Genomic DNA, 16,866 nt, shown 5'->3' with positions numbered 1-16,866 from the left:
CAGGCGTAGCCCCCACTCAAGTGGCCAAGCACTTCGGCTTGTCGCTGGCCACCCTCCGTAAGGTGCTCGAAGAGGCGACATAGGGCAGGTTCGCCCGACTGCGCGAGACCTGTAGGTGGCCCCGACTGTCCCATGCCAATTGCCTGGCTGGAGTGTCGATGGTGGAAGGCGGGCAATCAGGGCTTGCGCACGGCTCCGCTTAGGTCAACCATGGCGCATGAAGTTGTCCTCGCTCCTGTTGGCAGCCAGCCTGGTCCTGACAGCCGCGCCAGGCAGCGCTGCGCCGCTGCTGCTGGTGGACGCGTCCTCCGGCGAGATTCTCGCTGCTCAGGAGGCCACCCGCTCCTGGCATCCGGCATCCCTCACCAAACTGATGACAGCCCATCTTGCCCTCTCGGCTGTCCGGTCCGGCCGGCTCGGCCTAAACAGCTCCATCGTCCTGAGCACAGATGCTGCGAGCCAGGCGCCCTCCAAGCTCGGCGTTCCCCCAGGGACCTCACTCAGGCTGGAGGATGCGCTCCTCGTCATGATGGTCAAAAGCGCCAACGACGTGGCGGTTGCCATTGCGGAGGCCGTCAGCGGCAGCGAGGTGGCGTTCGTCACCGCGATGAACGCAGAGGCGAGGCGCCTCGGGATGAGCGGGACGCGCTTCGTCAATGCTAGCGGCCTGCACCATGACCTCCAGGTGAGCAACGCGCGGGACTTGGCCGTGCTGATGCTGGCGATCCTGAGCTACCACGCAGACCATGCCGAGCTTCTCCGGGCTCCGGCCGTCACAGTCAACGGCCGCATGCTCAAGAACACCAACAAGCTGGTTGAGGACTATGCCGGTCTCGAAGCGACGAAGACCGGCTATGTCTGCGCCTCCGGGTTCAACGTGGCTGTCTCGGTTGTTCGCGGAGGCAGGCGTGTCGTCGGGGTAGTCCTCGGCTCACCCAGCGCGGCAACGCGGACCCGGATCATGCGCGAGCTCCTTGATGACGGCCTGACAGTGGCAACAAGCCCGATCGGAAATCTCCGTACGGTGAAGGCCGATGCGCCTGCGACGGGCACGGACCTGCGTCGCCGCAAGTGCGGCCGGCAGGGGCCAGCGCTCGGGACCACACCCGCCGCCGGGGATGACATGAAGTCTGCGGGGTCTGCAGGGCCCCTGCCGCTTCGCCGCTGACCAGCCCACCGACGCATCAGTTGCAAGAACCGATGCGACTAAGGAGCCGTGATGAGCAGCCTGCCGACACTGACAGGTAGCAGGCTATCCGGTAGTTGAATACAGGTGCAGCCGACGCCAGTCGGAGTTCGAGCACGGAGGCTGGCGTGTTCAAGAACCGATAATTTCGATCGCAAGAGACCAGCGCACATCATCCGACACTTCGTCTCGCCTTGGTTGGACGGTGGTTAGCCCTACCTACTCGCCCATGGGCTGGCTCTGGCCCTACCCTCACATCGAGTCTTCCATGCCAACACTGGATGCTGAAGGATCGGACCGGCGAACCTCCGCTTTGGCGCCGTTCCGGCATCGCATCTTCCTCGCTGTCTGGATTGCCAGCCTTGCTTCCAACTTCGGCGGGCTGATCCAGTCGGTGGGTGCGGCCTGGCTGATGACATCGATCGGTGCATCGGTCGATCTCATTGCCCTGGTGCAGGCCTCGACGACGCTGCCGATTATGCTGTTCTCACTTATGGCCGGTGCCATCGCCGACAACTTCGACCGGCGCAAGCTGATGCTCACCTCCCAGCTCTTCCTTCTGGCGGTCTCGATCGCCCTGACGTTGTGCGCCTACTTCGGCCTGGTGACGCCTTGGCTCCTGCTGGCCTTCACCTTTCTCGTGGGCTGCGGAACCGCATTCAATGGACCCGCCTGGCAGTCGCTGGTGGGCGAGATGGTGCCCCGCTCCGACCTGCCGACAGCGATCGCCCTCAACAGCATGGGCTTCAACATAGCCCGCAGTGCCGGCCCGGCGCTCGGCGGCATTATTGTGGCAACGATCGGCGCCTTCGCTGCCTTTGCGGTCAACGCGATCAGCTATCTCGGGCTGATTGCCGTCCTGGCCCGGTGGCAACCTGCCAAGCCACCTAGAGTGTTGCCACCCGAGACTCTCGGGTCTGCCATGGCAGCCGGGATCCGCTATGTGGCCATGTCTCCCAATCTCAGCGTGGTACTCCTGCGAGGAGCCATGTTCGGCGTCTCGGCCATTGCAGTGCAGGCCCTGATGCCGCTCATTGCCCGGGATCTGATCAAGGGAGGGCCGCTCACCTATGGCCTCCTGCTTGGGGCCTTCGGCATCGGTGCGGTTGGTGGGGCTCTGCTCAGCACCCGTCTGCGGCAGGCTTTGTCGCTCGAGACTCTGGTGCGCATTGCCTTCATCAGCTTTGCTGTTTGCGCAACGGTCGCTGGACTGAGCCCTTTCGCGCCTCTGACGACCGTCGCGATGGCTCTGGGCGGGGCGAGCTGGGTGCTGGCGCTCTCCAGCTTCAACGCCACCGTGCAGCTGTCTTCACCCCGCTGGGTCGTAGGCCGCGCTCTGGCGCTCTACCAGATGGCGACCTTCGGCGGCATGGCCTTCGGTAGCTGGATCTGGGGCATGGCGGCCGAGCGGCACGGAACGGGAGATGCTCTGCTGATGGCGGCGGTGGTGCTGGTGGCCGGAGCCGCACTCGGTCTGCGGCTTCCCTTGCCCGAGCTGAAGACGCTCAACCTTGATCCCCTGAATCGGTGGACTGAGCCCCATATTGCAGTGGACATCCTGCCGCGCAGCGGCCCTGTTGTGATCACGATCGAGTACGTGATCAGGGAAGCGGACGTGGTGGCTTTTCTTTCCGTGATGGCGGAGCGGCGGCGGATCCGGCGCAGGGACGGAGCGCGCCACTGGACGCTGTTGCGGGATCTGGAGAACCCGGAGATCTGGATCGAGCGCTACCACAACCCGACCTGGCTCGACTACGTGCGGCACAACCAGCGCATCACGCAGGCGGACGCGGCCGTGGGCGAACGGCTCCGGGAACTGCATCAGGGACCAGGCCGGCCGCGGGTGCGGCGCATGATTGAGCGCCAGACAGACGGGCCCATTCCCGGTCCTGGATCTCATCCCCACGACTTGGCCGAACCTCTGACCGATCCAACGCGGTCGTCCTAGGATCATGTCATCGCACCTGCAAGTTGCCGAAGCGGGGTGAGTTCTTGCAACTGCACTCGCGGGTAACCACTCCCTGCTGCAGCGGGTACGGGGCACACGCCAGACCTGGGCTAAGACGCTTGATTGCGAAGCGGCGCCAGAAGGCGGTTCGGGATGAAAGTGGGATCGGGTATGCTACGCAGCATTGGCTGGGAGGACCGACACCTCAGGGAGTTGCGCGATGCCAAAGCTGACCGTGAGCTGGGACGAGAACGGACCTCTGCTGCAGACAGCGGAGGTCGAAAACCCCATGTCGGATCGACGGCGTCCCATCAGAAAAGGTTGGTGATCGGATCACGAATCACATCTTGTGCGACATGCTCAACCAAGGGGAGGTTGCATGTTCTTCGTTGTGACGGGACAAGGACTGAATGGGCCGTTGGCGGTCACCTGCGAGACAGCGGCCGCAGCGGTCGAGAAGGCCCGTGCCTTTATTGCTGACGGAGTGCTCGACGTCCTCATCACCGATGCGGACGGACGGCAGCATCCCCTGGCGACTTCCGCCGCCTCCTGCTTGGGACCCAATCCCTATAAAGCTGCTTCAAAGCCCGACCATGCTCGCGCGGAGGGCTTTCCCTGAAAGCCAAGCCTAGCTGGCGAAGAGACGGTTCCTTTCCTTTGCAATCGAAGTCACCTGCATGAGCCACCTCACAGCATCGGTCGGCCTCATCTCCCTGACTGTATCATCTCTGCATGGACGCAGACGCCAACCTTGTAATCCGGTATGGGAACCCCATATCAAACTTATCGACTTTGGCCGAACAATCGGGCCGTTTCGCCTTGGTATGCCAGGCGCACGTTCAGACACTCTCCCCAAACATCGACGAACCCGAGCACAGGGCTGCACTTCTGTGCGACCTCAAGCTCACGTGCACTCACGCATAGCCTAAGGATACTCCCATGAACACGGGCACAGTAAAGTTCTACAATGACATGAAGGGCTTCGGCTTCATCCAGCCCAGCGATGGCAGCAAGGACGTGTTCGTTCATGCCACCGCTCTCGAGCGCGCCGGCATGCGCGGCCTCGTCGAAGGCCAGAAGGTTGCTTTCGACACGGCTGAAGACCGCCGCTCCGGCAAGATCGCCGTCAACAATATCGAGATGGCATAAAGTCGTCACGTCGGTGCCCGCTTCCCTGCACCGAGCTATTGAGGCCGCTCCCATGAGGAGCGGCTTTTTTGTTTGCATTCGTGGCGCCGCCACTGCGCAGTCTCACACGGAAACCAAAATGCTTCACAAATACAAGATCCGTCAGATGGTGCGCCTCGTGCGTGCGCCGATTTCCGACAGCCGTGCCAGTCGCAGCGGCATCTACGAGATAACCCGCCTCATGCCGGCCGACGAGACCGGCGAGGTCTCGTACCGGATCCGATCAGGTGCGACCGAGCGTGCTGTTCGAGAGCATGAGATCAGAGCATGAGCGGCTTCCGGGACAAAGGATTTAGCGACCGGCTGAGCACGGCCGAGAGCTGTCACTTCATCCATATCATACCGGAGTGGCGATGAACGAGTTCGAGGAGAACAAGGCGAACACCACTGAACGGACCGTTGCCGAACGGCACATCGAGGCGGTTCGGCAGCAAGGCGGGATGTTCGTCGAGGCTGTCCGGCGGACTCGCATGCCGATGCTCGTGACTGACGCCACCCTGCCCGGCAATCCGATTGTTTTTGGGAACCAATCCTTCGTCGATCTGTCCGGCTACAGCATGGATGAGCTGCTCGGGCAAGACCCGCACTTCATGAACGGCGAAGGCACCGACCCTGAGGCCATCCGGCGTTATGAGGCAGCGATTCTGGAGAGACGGGACGAGACCCTGGAGATCCTCCAGTACCGCAAGGACGGCAAACCGTTTCGGGCCATGCTGTTCGCCAGTCCCGTGGACGATGGCCAGGGCACCATCACCAATCATTTTCTCTCCTACCTCGATATCACCCGACGCTACGACGCCGAAGAAGACCTTCGCGCGCTGACCTCGGAACTGGAGATCCGCGTGGCGGCCAGAACCCGGGAACTGGAAGCCGCCAACACGAAGCTGTCGGCTCTGGTCACCGAGCGGGAGATGCTGCTGGTGGAGGTCAACCACCGGGCCAAGAACAGCCTTGCCATAGCGGCCTCCCTGCTAGCGATCCAGGGCCGACGGCAGCCGGATCCGGCCGTGAGGGCCCTCTTCGAGGAAGCCCAGGACCGTCTCAACGCCATGGCGCGGGTACACGACCTTCTCAGCAAGTCGGAGAAGGCTCAACGGATCGACGTGTCCGTGTATGTGGCAGACCTATGCGAGGCATTGAGGCCGATCACGGAAAACGATGACCGCATCCGTCTTGAGACAAAGATGGAGAATGGGATCCTGGTCAACGCCGACACGGCGGTTCCCCTTGGCATAGTGCTGACGGAGCTGATCACCAACGCCGTAAAGTACGCATTCCCCGCACCACGGTCAGGGGCGATCCTCATCCAGGCGCGCCGCAGCCAACCAGGATGGGTCGAACTGGTCGTCCGGGATGATGGGATCGGGATGTCGAGCCTGCGGGAAGGATCGCTCGGCTATGGCCTCGTTCGGTCTCTCGTTCAGCAGATCCAGGGGGACATCGGTATTCGAAACGAGGCTGGGCTTGTGGTGACACTCACGTTCCCTGAGGCGTCCCAATAGGCGCCAGAACCCAGTTCGGTCGCACATCATCTTGGCCTTAGAAACGAAGAGGATCGATCCCCATTCCATTGGACATTCCTGAGAAAAAACCTGACATTCGCGCGCTCATTCTGGTTGTCGAGGACGAAGCTCTTGTCCGCATGATGCTGGTCGATGTGCTGGATGATGCTGGTTTCAAGGTCGTGGAGGCGGCTCACGCGGACGAGGCGCTCCATATTCTCGCGGCCGCTCCTGACGTCCAGGTGGTCGTCACGGACGTGGAAATGCCACGCGGGAGCATCAATGGCTTCGAACTGGCCCGCAGAGTACGGGAGGATCGACGGGACATTGGCGTTCTAATCGCCTCGGGACGCGTGGCTCCCGCACCCGGGGAATTGCCGGAGGGGGCTTATTTCGCCGAAAAGCCCGTGCATCCTGAACGACTGCTTGAGCTGGTCCGAGCACTGCTCGTTGGCGGCTGAGAGCGCCACGAACGAGCGTTCGTAGCGCTGAAGCGTGGGCGCAAGCCTGTACTCGGTTACGGGCGATCTGCAAAGATCGCGTCGTTCCGAGTGCGCCATGCTTCGTCCGAGAGCCACTTGTAATCCTGATCGGGCATGTGCGGTACGGTCTTCACCTGCGCCTCCGGCATGGGAAGGAAGTAGCTGTCTCGCTCCTGGGAGACCTTGAGGGAGCGGATCGGCACGACAATGCTGTCCGTGCCGGGGGTGAAGAACCCGCCTGAGGCCACAATCGCATAATCCCTGCGGTCCTTGGTGCCGAAGACAACGTTCCGGACCTCGCCCACAATCTTGTCGTCGGCGCTTCGCACCTCTGCGCCAATGATCTGATCCGCCCTCAAGCTAGGGGCAAGCTCGTCAATGTGGATAAGCGGCTTGGCATCCTTCCTGTCACGGCGCCCTTGCACTGCGCCACGCTGGATCTTGGGCTCGCGCGCGCGCATCTGCGTCTCCGCATCCTCCTCGTCGTTGCCGCCCAAGGAATTCATTGGAGGGCCGGAGAGGAGCTCGCGGATGTTGCCCAGGAGGCGCTCGCAATCCTCATGACGTCCGTAAGACCAGAGGGTGATCGCGGCATCGCGCAAATTGCGCAGGTCACGAACTGTTTGGCGGTTGGCCTTCCCGCGAAGTTCTGGCCTTTGCAGGATGGCTTCTTCGAGTTTGGCGTCTGCGATCTGGCAATCTGCCATCGCTGGCGTTACACCGAGCATGCTGAGGAGAGCAACTGTAAGGAGAATTGTCGGCGTTTTCATAGGTGGTCCGATCTATAGGAAAGGCAGGTTGCGAGACAAAAGCTGCCTTCTGGCGCCAGCCACACATGTCTGGCGCACTAAGCTGCATCGCGATGTCGGTGCAAATTATGCGGTCGATCCAAGACTGGTGCTGCGCTGATGCAAGCAACTGCTCAAACAATCGAAATATTTTAAGGATATTTCTCCAGATACCATACATGATTTCAGCGGGGACGATACGTCAAAATACTTTGAGATTATTTATTGTGCTCCGCATCTGCCCTCAATAAGCCACTGTATGGATCGTATTCTTCTGGAAGAAAACGAAGGAAGGACAGCGATATGGAACATCATGCCGATGAGACACAGGACCGCGTGAGGCAGCGCGCCTACGAGCTCTGGGAGCAGCACGGCAGCCGCGAAGGCCATGAGGCACAGTTTTGGCAGCAGGCTGAGCGTGAGCTGAAGGGTGAAGCGAGCAGTAGCGACACCAGCCGAGGCGTCACCGCGAACGCTCCCTCCGCCAGGAGCGGCTCCGGATCGGATGGTCCAGGAAAGGCGTAATTTCTGGTGAAATGGCAGACTAGGATTGGTAATCTTGGTCAGCCTTGAGGGCCTCTCTCCGTATGCCCATGTGTTCCTAGCGGGTCATGCCCTCTGATAAGCACGATCACTTGGCTGTGATGTCGGACTGCGTGAAGAAGGCCCGGTGCTTATCAGGTTAAGACTGATTGGTGCTCTGAATTCATTATTGTATCACCAGCCTCGGGAGGCCGTCTATGACCAGTGCTGCCGGTATGCCCTGTCCCGTTTGTCGTGTCTCACTCGTGATGAGCGAACGACAGGGCGTCGAGATTGACTATTGCCCCCAATGCCGGGGTGTCTGGCTTGATAGAGGGGAGCTCGACAAGATCATTGAGCGAAGCGCCCAGGATGCGCTGGCCGTTGCCCCAGAACAGCAACCCAGCTTTCTGAACCCGCATTATCATCACACTCAGGACCGGAACCATACCCAACCGTACGGGCACGGCCAATCCAAGCGAAAGAAATCCTTTCTTCAGGAGTTATTCGACTGACACACTTGAAAAGCTGAATGGAAAGACCCCGCTACCGGGCCTTTTGTCTGAAGGGGCAGGCGAGTGGATCAACCCGCGTTGCGCCCAATGCTCTTTGCAATGAGACGGTCATGGAAGTGTGGCAAACACCGAGCCAACCCGGCCATTGAGGGTTGGCTTATTGGCATTACTCTCATGTTCCAAAGGACTCTGCCCATGAATGTGACACCGTGCAATTTGGGGAAGCTGTGACAGATGACTCCGACGCCGCCTGTCCCATGTCACTTTCAAGTCTGGGATGGTCTAATTTCTTCGAGGATCAGCTTGAGCCCCATGAAGCAGGCCTCGCCCCGCATCGTATTGCCACGGTTCACCGCGCCCGCCTGACCGCCATATCCCAACCGGGACCAGTCACGCTGAGACTTCCTGTTCACAGCCAGACCGGCGATTTTGCGGTGGGGGACTGGGTGCTTGCCGATCCTCAAACCCAACTCCTGCATCGCCGTTTGGCCCGCAAGACAGTGCTGGAGCGGCGCACCGAGGGCAGCAAGACCCCGCAGCTTGCTGGTGCCAATGTCGATACGCTGTTCATCGTCACCTCATGCAACGCTGATTTCAACCTCGCCCGGCTGGAACGCTATCTGGCGCTGGCGAATGAGGCAGCGACTACCCCGGTGATCCTGCTGACCAAAGCTGACACCGTGGCGGATGCGCGGTCGTATGAACAACAAGCGATGGCGCTACAACGTGGGCTGGCCGTCGTGATCGTAAACCCCCGTGCCAGAGAAGCCGCAGCCACTTTGGCTCCGTGGTGCCGTGCCGGGCAGACAGTGGCGCTGGTCGGTTCCTCCGGTGTCGGCAAATCGACGCTGGTGAACACTCTGGCAGGCCCGTCGCAGGAACTGGCCCAGCAAACCGGAGGAATCCGCGAACACGATGCCAAAGGACGCCACACCACAACCTCGCGCTCGCTTCATGCCATTGCAGGTGGCGGATGGGTAATTGACACGCCGGGCATGCGCACGCTCCGTGTCAGCGATGCGGCTTTTGGTATTGAGACACTGTTTGCTGAAATTACCGAGCTTGCCCCCCTGTGCCGGTTCAGCGACTGCACCCACGCCCACGAGCCCGGCTGTGCCGTCCAAGGAGCCGTCGCCGCAGGCGGGCTGGACCCGGAGCGTCTGACCCGCTGGCGCAAGCTGGTAGAAGAAAGCAGCACCCGGATGTTGGGCGGCAGCGGGCCGCGTAGCGGCAGTGCCACTGCGAGTCGCAGCAAGAGGCGCTGAATAACGATCGATCGGGCGGCTCACCTACAAACTATATCGATCATCATTCTCTTTCTTGGCCAGCACCATCTCGCTGCGGGTTCTGCTTGTCCTATTGCCGGCCAGATCCTTGATAAACGCCGCCGCCCATCGTGAAACATCGGAAGCCCAGAGTACTTTCAGCATAGCCTGCCAGCGGGCCACCCGCTCCTCCCGGCTCATGTGCAGCGCGAGCTGAATAGCCTCTGCCACTTCGACCTTGTCGTTCGGGTTGACAATGAGTGCATCGGTGAGCTCCTCAGCAGCCCCGGCAAACTTCGACAGAATGAGAACACCGGGATCCTGCGGTTCCTGAGCTGCCACGAATTCTTTGGCCACCAGGTTCATCCCATCCCGAATGGGAGTTACAAGCCCAACCCGGGCCAGCCGATAAAGGCCAGCAAGGACCGCGCGTGAATAGGTGCTGGTCACATAGTGAATCGGCACCCAGCCAGGCTCACCCAAGGAGCCGTTGATCCGCCCCAGCGTCTCATTCACGGCTCGACTGAGGGTTGCGTATTCGGGCACTTCGCTACGGCTTGTGGGGGCAATCTGCAGATAGGTCACCTGTCCCCGATGCTCCGGATGGCTGACCAGGAAGCGCTCGAACGCCTCCATGCGCTCAGGGATGCCTTTTGAGTAGTCCAGCCGATCAACTCCGATGATCAACTTGCGGGTTCCTAGGCCAGCAATCGTCTGCTTCAGTAGCCGGCTTGAGCCAGAGCGTTGGGCTGCTTGCTGGAACCCGCTCACGTCGATCCCGATCGGATTGCTTTTGATGCGGACACACCGGCTTCCTGCATCCACAAGATCTGCCCTCCGGCGGACGGCACCAAGTTCCTGGACGAGGCTGCGTCTGAGGTTGTCGGCATCTCGCTCCGTCTGCACGCCCACAAGATCATAGTCCGGGATGACCCGCAGGAGCTCTGTGCTACCCGGAAGAGCTCCAAACACTTCAGGAGCCGGCCAGGGAATATGGTGAAAGTACCCGATCGGGTTGGTTATGCCAGCCGCCCGCAACTCACTCGCAAGGGGGATGAGGTGATAGTCGTGAACCCAGACGAGATCGTCAGGCTGAATCAGATGGGCCAATGCACTGGCGAAACTGCGATTGACCCGCAAGTACCCTGCGTAGTCAGCCCGCGAGAACTCAGACAGACCAATCCGATAGTGCATGATGGGCCAGAGTGCCCGGTTGGCGAAGCCGTTATAGTACTCCTGTCGATCGAGCGACGTCAGGTCCATGACGGCGTACTGGACCTGTCCCTTATCGATGATCTTGGGCTGGGCAGCCGGATTGGCTGAAACCTTGCCGCTCCAGCCGAACCAAAGCCCCTGGTAAGCCTGAAAGGCCTCGTGCAGAGCCACTGCCAGGCCACCTGCTGCGGCTTTTCCAGAGGCGTCCGGGATAGGCACCCGGTTGGAGATGACAACGAGCCGTCGCAAATGCACCGTCCTTCTTGTTGCTTGCTGGATGGTAGCCCGAGGGCTAACGCCGTGGCAAATGGCGCGCACTGGCGCGCCGCTAAACTTTGGACCTGTCAATTCCCAGATGAGCCTTGTAAAAAATCGCCCTCACCGCTGAGTGTGGTGGGGACCGCTGGCATGGTCACTACCCTGAAGGAAGAAATGGTCGAGCATAGAGCTTGGTGGCTCCGTCCGGCCGGGTGAGGCTTAATAAACGACTGAGGCTATAGGAGCACTGTATGCGGGTATATCAACTCCTTACGCGAGCGATCTTCTGCGCCGTCAGCATCGCACTGATGGTCGTTGCGATCGGCCTGATCGTCTATGCCGGCATGCAGCAAGTTTCCGCCTTCAGGGCACCGGAGCAGGATATCGGCCGGGCACTTCTTGACTCCGTCGGCTACATGGTCATCGCCATTGCCATCTTTGAGGTCGCTAAATACATCCTTGAAGAGGAGGTCATTGATCCCACTCAGATGCGGAACGCCGGCCAAGCACGACGCAGCATCACGAAGTTCGTTTCCACCCTCAGCATTGCCGTCTTCTTGGAGGCGCTGGTCGCTGTGTTCCAAACAAGTAAGGGGGCAGATATGTCAATGATGCTTTATCCCACTCTCCTGCTGTTTAGTGGGGTTACAATGGTTGTTGGCCTAGGCGTGTATCAGCGGCTCAGCACGGCCGCTGAAGGTGAGGTGCGGAGTTCGCCAGAAGCAGCGGCTGAGGAGCAGGCAGAGCTAGACAGGTTCTAGTTTACGGGCAGGTCGGTGTCGTAACGCGTCTGTGTTACCAGGCTTCTTTCCGCCATCGTCCGGTAGCCGGCCGCCGCTTACTATCCGAGTTCCATGGCACCTGTTTACCGGAAAAAGGCCGTTCAGCCATCCGCAAATAGCGAACAGATATAAGATTGATCAATAAGTGACTTTCATCTGGTTGGTATAAGTACTTTGTCGTCAACAACCCATCATAGGCGCTGATACCTGAGAGGTATGAGTACTCCCGCCTGCAAACAAAGGGGCAACTTGGATGCTATACGAAGGCAAGTTGGGGATTTGGAGGGCAAGCTCCGGCGGAGCGCACAGCACCAATATCATCAGCCTGAAGCGGAGATAATCGCAGCTCACCTCGTGCAGTCTCTCTAGTCAGGTTAGGTGCAGATCAATGCCTGCGGGCCTGGACTAGGTAGATGGGAACAGTGGTCTCGCCGAGCGCCTTGCACGCCTCCAGGCGGTGCAATCCCTCCACCAGAACAAACCGCTTGTCGTCAGGCCGCACGAGAATGAGCGCGTCCTGCCCCTTTTCCATGATGCTGGCGGCGAGCGCGTGAACCTTCTGCGGATCCAGCGTTTGCCGCCGCTGCACCGGCACATAAACATCTTGGATTGCGACGATCTGCTTCTTCATCATGTCTGCTGCTCCAGAGCTGTGCTATATTGAACTTAAGTTTAGGCGCCGGGGGGGGCTTGCATAGGAACATGCGTTGCGAGGAAGCGGTTACTGATGAGGCCAGCTTGGCAATACAGCGGAATGGCTGCGCTTTAGCTCCTCAGAAGGAGGCACTTCCATGAGCAAACTCACGGCGTTGATCGGCTCTTGTTCCTGACGGTTTCCTCTGCCTAAGCCCAAACGCCGCCCGGTGGAGATGCCTGAGGTATTGGTGATGGCGTTGCCGACTACTGATGGCTCACCGTGGCGGCGATCATTGTCATAGCGGCAAGCGTTTACTTATCCGGCGTCAACTGATTGCTTAATGATGGCGCCGCCAATGAAGCCGCCACTCATGATGGGACCTGATCCCAGCAAGTCGACACGCGATGATCGAAGGCGCTATCGCTTGCCGCCGGATGGCTTGGCAGGCGTGCCTCCTTTGCCCTGATTGGCGAAGGGTGAGGTCTGGACAGCTTCCTTCGGCTTGTCCTTCTTCGGCTTCTTCGCCTCACGGTTGCTGCGTTGCTCACCCTTGGCCATGGCGCGTCTCCGTTGTGGGTCCCTTCGCGGGAAGGATCATCTCAGTCCTAGGTCGACTTGTCGAGCAGATGGTCGAAGTCGGCCAGCACTCGGTCGACCAGCCTGCGCCGGCGCAGATTGCTTGCATCCAAGCTCTGCGCCAGGAGTCCAAGCAGATAGCGTGCCTTCTCGACCGCCTCAAGCCAGCCGGAGGCGGACGCTAACACCACGACAGGCCAATTTGGCTATCGCGGATGCTCCGATAGAGCCACTATGACTGGCCAATGCGGAGCATGCCATGAGTGCCCTCTTTGAGGAACTTGATTATTGTCCCACTCCAATGGGGGTGCTCAGCCTTCGGCGCCGGCGTGATCTCGTGAGTGGAGGTGACATCTACGAAATCAAGCTCGACGACGAGTTCCTGATGTCGAGCCTGTTCACCGCATCCGAGATCGCCCTCGCACGGCTCGGCCTCGCATCCCTGTCCGGAACGTCCCTCGATGTGATCGTCGGCGGCCTTGGCCTCGGTTACACCGCACGAGCCGTGCTGGAACACGCACAGGTCGGCTCGCTCCTGGTGGTTGACACCCTTGCAGAGGTGATCGAGTGGCATCAGCGGGGACTACTGCCGCTCGGGGCCGAGTTGACCGCGGATCCACGCTGTCGGCTGGTTCTCGGCGACTTCTTTGGCGGGGCCGCTTCAGAAACGGGCTTCGATGCCGACCAACCAGGACGCCGCTACCACGCGATCCTGGTCGATATCGACCACTCGCCGAAGAACGTCCTACACCCGAGCCATGCAGCGCTCTACACCGTCGATGGTCTCACGCGCCTTGCGGCGCACCTCCATCCTGGCGGCGTCTTTGCCCTCTGGTCGAATGACCCTCTGGATGATGAGTTTCAACAGGCCCTTGGTGAGGTGTTTGCCACTAGTGAGGCTCATATCATTGCCTTCGACAACATGCGGCAGGATGGCGAAGTAACGAACACCGTATACGTCGCAACGCGTGGTCGCTAACAGCCTTGGCGGAGTTCTCCTGCCTTGGGCCGGCGCATCCACCGTCCATCCGCTCGCTCGGAGTGGATCATTCGCGTGCACGAGTGTTCTCGCTATGCTACGGAGACACGCATGGCCCAATTTCCTATCATGAAGACCCTCGCCAACATTGCCATCACACATGTTGATGGAGAGTATCGCATCCGGATCGAGGATCAGTCCGGCGACACTGCAGTTTATCGCGCCTCGCCCGATCAGGTGGTGGATCTTGCTGACATGCTCGACGATCTCCTTGCTGACGAAGACGAGGAGCAAGCCGCTGGATAAGGCGCTCTGAAGCGATCTGTGACCAAGAGGGCCGTGAGCCGTCTAGAGCTTGTGAGGAAAGGGCTTCTACCTTGCATTAGTGCGCTGCAGCAACCGGCAGGCCTCTCAGGCGTTCTCCACGATCAGCCCACAGGGAGAGCATGCATGTCGCGCACGAGGACAAGAGCCGAGACAAGCCCGCGCGGCCCAGTCGGGGCTGCCCTTCACTCTGCCGAGCCACAGCGGGCCAATACCCATCGTCACCATCGTACGACTACGAAGTCGAGCGGGACGTCCCGTACCGGGGAGGCCTCTCACCCAAGTCGCTGGCGTTGGCTAGCGCCCGTTCTGACAGGCTCGGCCGCAGCACTGGGTGCTGCTGTCCTGTACAATAGGCAGAGAGCCCAGGCTGCCGAACGCAACACGCCGCCCATGGGCCGGTTCCTCGATGTTCATGGCGTGCGTCTGCACTACATCGAGCGAGGCCAGGGCGCGCCTGTCGTGCTGATCCATGGCAACGGCACCATGATCCAGGATTTCACGGTCAGCGGTCTCGTGGACCGTCTGGCATCCCGCTATAGGGTCATCGTGTTCGACCGTCCGGGTTACGGCTACAGCAGCAGGCCCCGTCAGCTCTGGAGCCCACGGGCCCACGCGAAGCTCTTCCAGAGCGCACTGGAGCAACTTGGCATCGGGCAAACAGTCGTCCTGGGACACTCTTGGGGTACCCTGGTTGCGGTGGCCCTTGCCCTTGAATGCCCGTCGCTTGTCCGCAGCCTCGTGCTTGCCTCAGGTTACTACTATCCGACGCTGCGGGCCGATACGTTCCTGTTCTCGCCGCCGGCTGTTCCAGTGGTCGGCGACGCGATGCGCTACACCATCTCCCCACTGATTGCCCGGGCTATCCTGCCGGGCCTGATCAAACAGATGTTTGCGCCGGCAGAGGTGCCGGAGCGGTTTGAGAGGCAGTTCCCTAAAGAGATGATGCTCCGTCCATCGCAGCTTCGCGCCGCGGCTGAGGACGCAGCTCTTATGACCCCGTCAGTGATGGAGTTGCAGCACCACTACGGTGAACTGCAGATGCCAGTCACGATCATCACTGGTTCCGACGATCAGATTGCGGATATCGGCCGTCAATCGGAGCGCCTGCATCGGGAGCTTCCGCAGAGCGAGCTTATCGCACTTCCGCGCCTTGGGCACATGGTCCATCACCTGGCTCCCGATGCGGTCGCCAGTGCAGTAGAACGAGCCGCACAGAAAGCTGGAGAAGAGGCTCGCGATCAGCCGCGCGTTGATTAGCAGCTTATGACCGGGCGCTGTTCAGTCTGGGAGCCCGGCGAGATACTGTTCCGTCAGGTAAGACACATCCTGGATCGGCATTGTCGGCGTGACGATTTCCTCGATAAAGCCGTGCCGCAAAGCATCCTCGGCAAAATAGATCGTCGTGCGTGTGGCGGCAGCCTCGACGTCCTCCACCGAGAGAGGCGTCTCAGCCTTCGAGGCTGTCTCAGAGGCGATAGCACGGTGGGTCTTCTGGTCCACCGCAAGCAGCTCCATTGCCGACTTCTTCAGATCGGAGTAGCTGTACCAGTCGGGCAGGGAAGCCTTCGAGAACTTGGTCTGGTGCACCTTGAAGCTGGAGGCTGGAACGCCATAGCGCGTCTGGAAGCCAAGAAAGAACAGCACGCCGGCGGAGTCCACGCTCGACATGTTGTAGACGGTCGTTCGTTCTGGCCTAGCCTTGAAGAAGTTGTAGAGCTCCAATCCGGAACTCGGGCTGCTACCTCCTATGACCAGATAGACCACAAACTCGTCCACACCACCTTTGGCGGCGCTGATCGAGAGGAGGACGGTTACGCACCGTTGGCGCAGTTCTGGGCGGAGCACGGTTTTGCCGTCATTCAGCCGACGCATGCAAGTTCCCGCGTCGGTGGGCTTCCGGCAGAGGCAGAAGGAGCGCCGTTCTTCTGGCGCGAGCGTGTCGAGGAGGTGAGGGCGATCCTCGATCGGCTGCCCGAGGTCGAAGAGCAAGCGCCGGCCGTGGCGGGTCGGCTGGACCATGGAAGCATCGCTGCAGTGGGGCATTCCCTCGGTGGCCACACCGTCAGCCTGCTCTTGGGCGCGCGTCTCCATGGCGAGGTATTTGGCGACTCCCGTATCTCGGCAGGCATCCTGCTCACGGCGCCAGGCCGGGGTGGAAAGGATCTGACGGAAGAGAATGCGGCACGCTTTCCGTTCTTCGATCTCGATTTTGCTCACCTGGCAACGCCAAGCCTTGTCGTATGTGGGGCAGACGACAATCCGCGCTTCACGTCGCGCGGTCCTGAGTGGCATGCCGATGCTTATCACGATGGGCCGGGAGCACGAGCCCTGCTCACCCTTGATGGCGTTGGCCACGGCCTGGGTGGCATCGCCGGACTCGATGCCAAGGAGACGGAGGTGGAGGCGCCGGACGGGCTTGAGGCAACGAAGCGCATGACCCTGGCTTGGTTGAGGACCATACTAGGTTATGATGCTGCGGCCTGGACTTCCGCCTGCGCGGCTATAGCCGGCCCAGCGAACGCCCTCGGACGGATCGAAGAGAAGTCCTCCAGGTGACTTTACGTGCTGGATGGAAGTGGTCTCGGCACTGTTTGAAACTGCTGCAAGACCGCTCCCGTTATACCGAGTCCCAACGAGGATGACTCGTCGCAGTTTCAAAGCACCGGAGATGTGATTCAACATGGCAAACGAGGAGG

21 protein-coding genes are annotated in these 16,866 nt (G+C 60.5%); 15 read left to right on the top strand and 6 right to left on the bottom strand.

Going from position 1 to position 16,866, the window contains the following annotated elements:
* Positions 1-217: 217 nt before the first annotated feature.
* From IC232_RS30920 to IC232_RS30890, 7 genes are all read left to right on the top strand, one after another.
* Positions 218-1,168 (top strand): D-alanyl-D-alanine carboxypeptidase family protein, encoded by a 951-nt coding sequence (locus tag IC232_RS30920; protein ID WP_190848782.1) that lies wholly within the window; start codon positions 218-220, stop codon positions 1,166-1,168.
* 286 nt (positions 1,169-1,454) lie between these two features.
* Positions 1,455-3,134 (top strand): MFS transporter, encoded by a 1,680-nt coding sequence (locus IC232_RS30915; protein ID WP_190848781.1) that lies wholly within the window; start codon positions 1,455-1,457, stop codon positions 3,132-3,134.
* A 379-nt stretch (positions 3,135-3,513) separates the two neighbouring features.
* A complete protein-coding gene (locus tag IC232_RS30910) occupies positions 3,514-3,753 on the top strand; it encodes a hypothetical protein (protein ID WP_246812513.1) in 240 nt (79 codons plus the stop codon).
* 320 nt (positions 3,754-4,073) lie between these two features.
* Positions 4,074-4,283 carry a cold-shock protein gene (locus IC232_RS30905; protein ID WP_190848780.1) on the top strand — a complete coding sequence of 70 codons (210 nt, stop codon included), beginning with the start codon at positions 4,074-4,076 and terminating at the stop codon, positions 4,281-4,283.
* A gap of 118 nt (positions 4,284-4,401) precedes the next feature.
* Positions 4,402-4,593 (top strand): hypothetical protein, encoded by a 192-nt coding sequence (locus IC232_RS30900; protein ID WP_190848779.1) that lies wholly within the window; start codon positions 4,402-4,404, stop codon positions 4,591-4,593.
* A gap of 82 nt (positions 4,594-4,675) precedes the next feature.
* On the top strand, positions 4,676-5,824 hold the full coding sequence (locus IC232_RS30895; RefSeq protein ID WP_190848778.1) for a sensor histidine kinase: 1,149 nt from the start codon (positions 4,676-4,678) through the stop codon (positions 5,822-5,824).
* Between the two features lie 68 nt (positions 5,825-5,892).
* A complete protein-coding gene (locus IC232_RS30890; protein WP_281413455.1) occupies positions 5,893-6,285 on the top strand; it encodes a response regulator in 393 nt (130 codons plus the stop codon).
* Between the two features lie 56 nt (positions 6,286-6,341).
* On the opposite strand, the gene IC232_RS30885 is transcribed toward IC232_RS30890, so the two are convergent.
* Positions 6,342-7,076, bottom strand: a complete 735-nt coding sequence (locus tag IC232_RS30885; protein ID WP_190848777.1) for a PRC-barrel domain-containing protein — start codon at positions 7,074-7,076, stop codon at positions 6,342-6,344.
* A 321-nt stretch (positions 7,077-7,397) separates the two neighbouring features.
* On the opposite strand from IC232_RS30885, the gene IC232_RS30880 reads away from it, so the two are divergent.
* The 3 genes from IC232_RS30880 (at position 7,398) to rsgA (ending at position 9,396) form a co-directional block, all read left to right on the top strand.
* Entirely contained in the window at positions 7,398-7,619 is a 222-nt protein-coding gene (locus IC232_RS30880; protein WP_190848776.1) for a DUF2934 domain-containing protein, read from the top strand.
* Between the two features lie 215 nt (positions 7,620-7,834).
* On the top strand, positions 7,835-8,131 hold the full coding sequence (locus tag IC232_RS30875) for a zf-TFIIB domain-containing protein (RefSeq protein WP_190848775.1): 297 nt from the start codon (positions 7,835-7,837) through the stop codon (positions 8,129-8,131).
* A 209-nt stretch (positions 8,132-8,340) separates the two neighbouring features.
* Complete coding sequence (rsgA, locus tag IC232_RS30870; RefSeq protein WP_190848774.1) at positions 8,341-9,396, top strand: ribosome small subunit-dependent GTPase A; 1,056 nt, start codon at positions 8,341-8,343, stop codon at positions 9,394-9,396.
* A 24-nt stretch (positions 9,397-9,420) separates the two neighbouring features.
* Here the strand turns inward: rsgA and otsA are convergent, their stop codons facing one another.
* The gene (gene otsA, locus IC232_RS30865) at positions 9,421-10,860 is read right to left on the bottom strand and encodes an alpha,alpha-trehalose-phosphate synthase (UDP-forming) (RefSeq protein WP_210335562.1); all 1,440 of its coding nucleotides are present in this window, start codon (positions 10,858-10,860) and stop codon (positions 9,421-9,423) included.
* Positions 10,861-11,120: 260 nt separating this feature from the next.
* Between otsA and IC232_RS30860 the strand changes: the two genes are divergently transcribed.
* A complete protein-coding gene (locus IC232_RS30860) occupies positions 11,121-11,630 on the top strand; it encodes a GNAT family acetyltransferase (protein ID WP_190848773.1) in 510 nt (169 codons plus the stop codon).
* 406 nt (positions 11,631-12,036) lie between these two features.
* On the opposite strand, the gene IC232_RS30855 is transcribed toward IC232_RS30860, so the two are convergent.
* The 3 genes from IC232_RS30855 to IC232_RS30845 all read right to left on the bottom strand — a co-directional run bounded on the left by IC232_RS30855 (position 12,037) and on the right by IC232_RS30845 (position 13,052).
* Entirely contained in the window at positions 12,037-12,285 is a 249-nt protein-coding gene (locus IC232_RS30855) for a ParB N-terminal domain-containing protein (RefSeq protein WP_190848772.1), read from the bottom strand.
* A 420-nt stretch (positions 12,286-12,705) separates the two neighbouring features.
* A complete protein-coding gene (locus IC232_RS30850) occupies positions 12,706-12,846 on the bottom strand; it encodes a hypothetical protein (RefSeq protein ID WP_190848771.1) in 141 nt (46 codons plus the stop codon).
* Between the two features lie 47 nt (positions 12,847-12,893).
* Positions 12,894-13,052, bottom strand: a complete 159-nt coding sequence (locus IC232_RS30845) for a hypothetical protein (protein ID WP_190848770.1) — start codon at positions 13,050-13,052, stop codon at positions 12,894-12,896.
* A gap of 71 nt (positions 13,053-13,123) precedes the next feature.
* Here IC232_RS30845 and IC232_RS30840 point away from each other — a divergent pair, with 71 nt between their 5' ends.
* The 3 genes from IC232_RS30840 to IC232_RS30830 all read left to right on the top strand — a co-directional run bounded on the left by IC232_RS30840 (position 13,124) and on the right by IC232_RS30830 (position 15,427).
* On the top strand, positions 13,124-13,843 hold the full coding sequence (locus IC232_RS30840) for a spermidine synthase (RefSeq protein ID WP_190848769.1): 720 nt from the start codon (positions 13,124-13,126) through the stop codon (positions 13,841-13,843).
* A gap of 111 nt (positions 13,844-13,954) precedes the next feature.
* Entirely contained in the window at positions 13,955-14,149 is a 195-nt protein-coding gene (locus tag IC232_RS30835) for a hypothetical protein (protein ID WP_190848768.1), read from the top strand.
* A 144-nt stretch (positions 14,150-14,293) separates the two neighbouring features.
* Positions 14,294-15,427, top strand: a complete 1,134-nt coding sequence (locus IC232_RS30830; RefSeq protein ID WP_190848767.1) for an alpha/beta fold hydrolase — start codon at positions 14,294-14,296, stop codon at positions 15,425-15,427.
* A 21-nt stretch (positions 15,428-15,448) separates the two neighbouring features.
* On the opposite strand, the gene IC232_RS30825 is transcribed toward IC232_RS30830, so the two are convergent.
* Positions 15,449-16,015 carry an ATP-dependent Clp protease proteolytic subunit gene (locus tag IC232_RS30825; RefSeq protein WP_409564998.1) on the bottom strand — a complete coding sequence of 189 codons (567 nt, stop codon included), beginning with the start codon at positions 16,013-16,015 and terminating at the stop codon, positions 15,449-15,451.
* Here IC232_RS30825 and IC232_RS30820 point away from each other — a divergent pair.
* Positions 15,992-16,726 carry an alpha/beta hydrolase family protein gene (locus IC232_RS30820; protein ID WP_409564997.1) on the top strand — a complete coding sequence of 245 codons (735 nt, stop codon included), beginning with the start codon at positions 15,992-15,994 and terminating at the stop codon, positions 16,724-16,726. The genes IC232_RS30825 and IC232_RS30820 overlap by 24 nt on opposite strands.
* Positions 16,727-16,866: the final 140 nt, after the last annotated feature.

The organism is Microvirga sp. (assembly GCF_014699075.1).
In the GTDB taxonomy this organism is placed as follows: Bacteria; Pseudomonadota; Alphaproteobacteria; order Rhizobiales; family Beijerinckiaceae; genus Microvirga.
The sequence above is the reverse complement of the archived record's forward strand: the minus strand, read 5'-3'. Positions and strand labels throughout refer to the sequence as shown.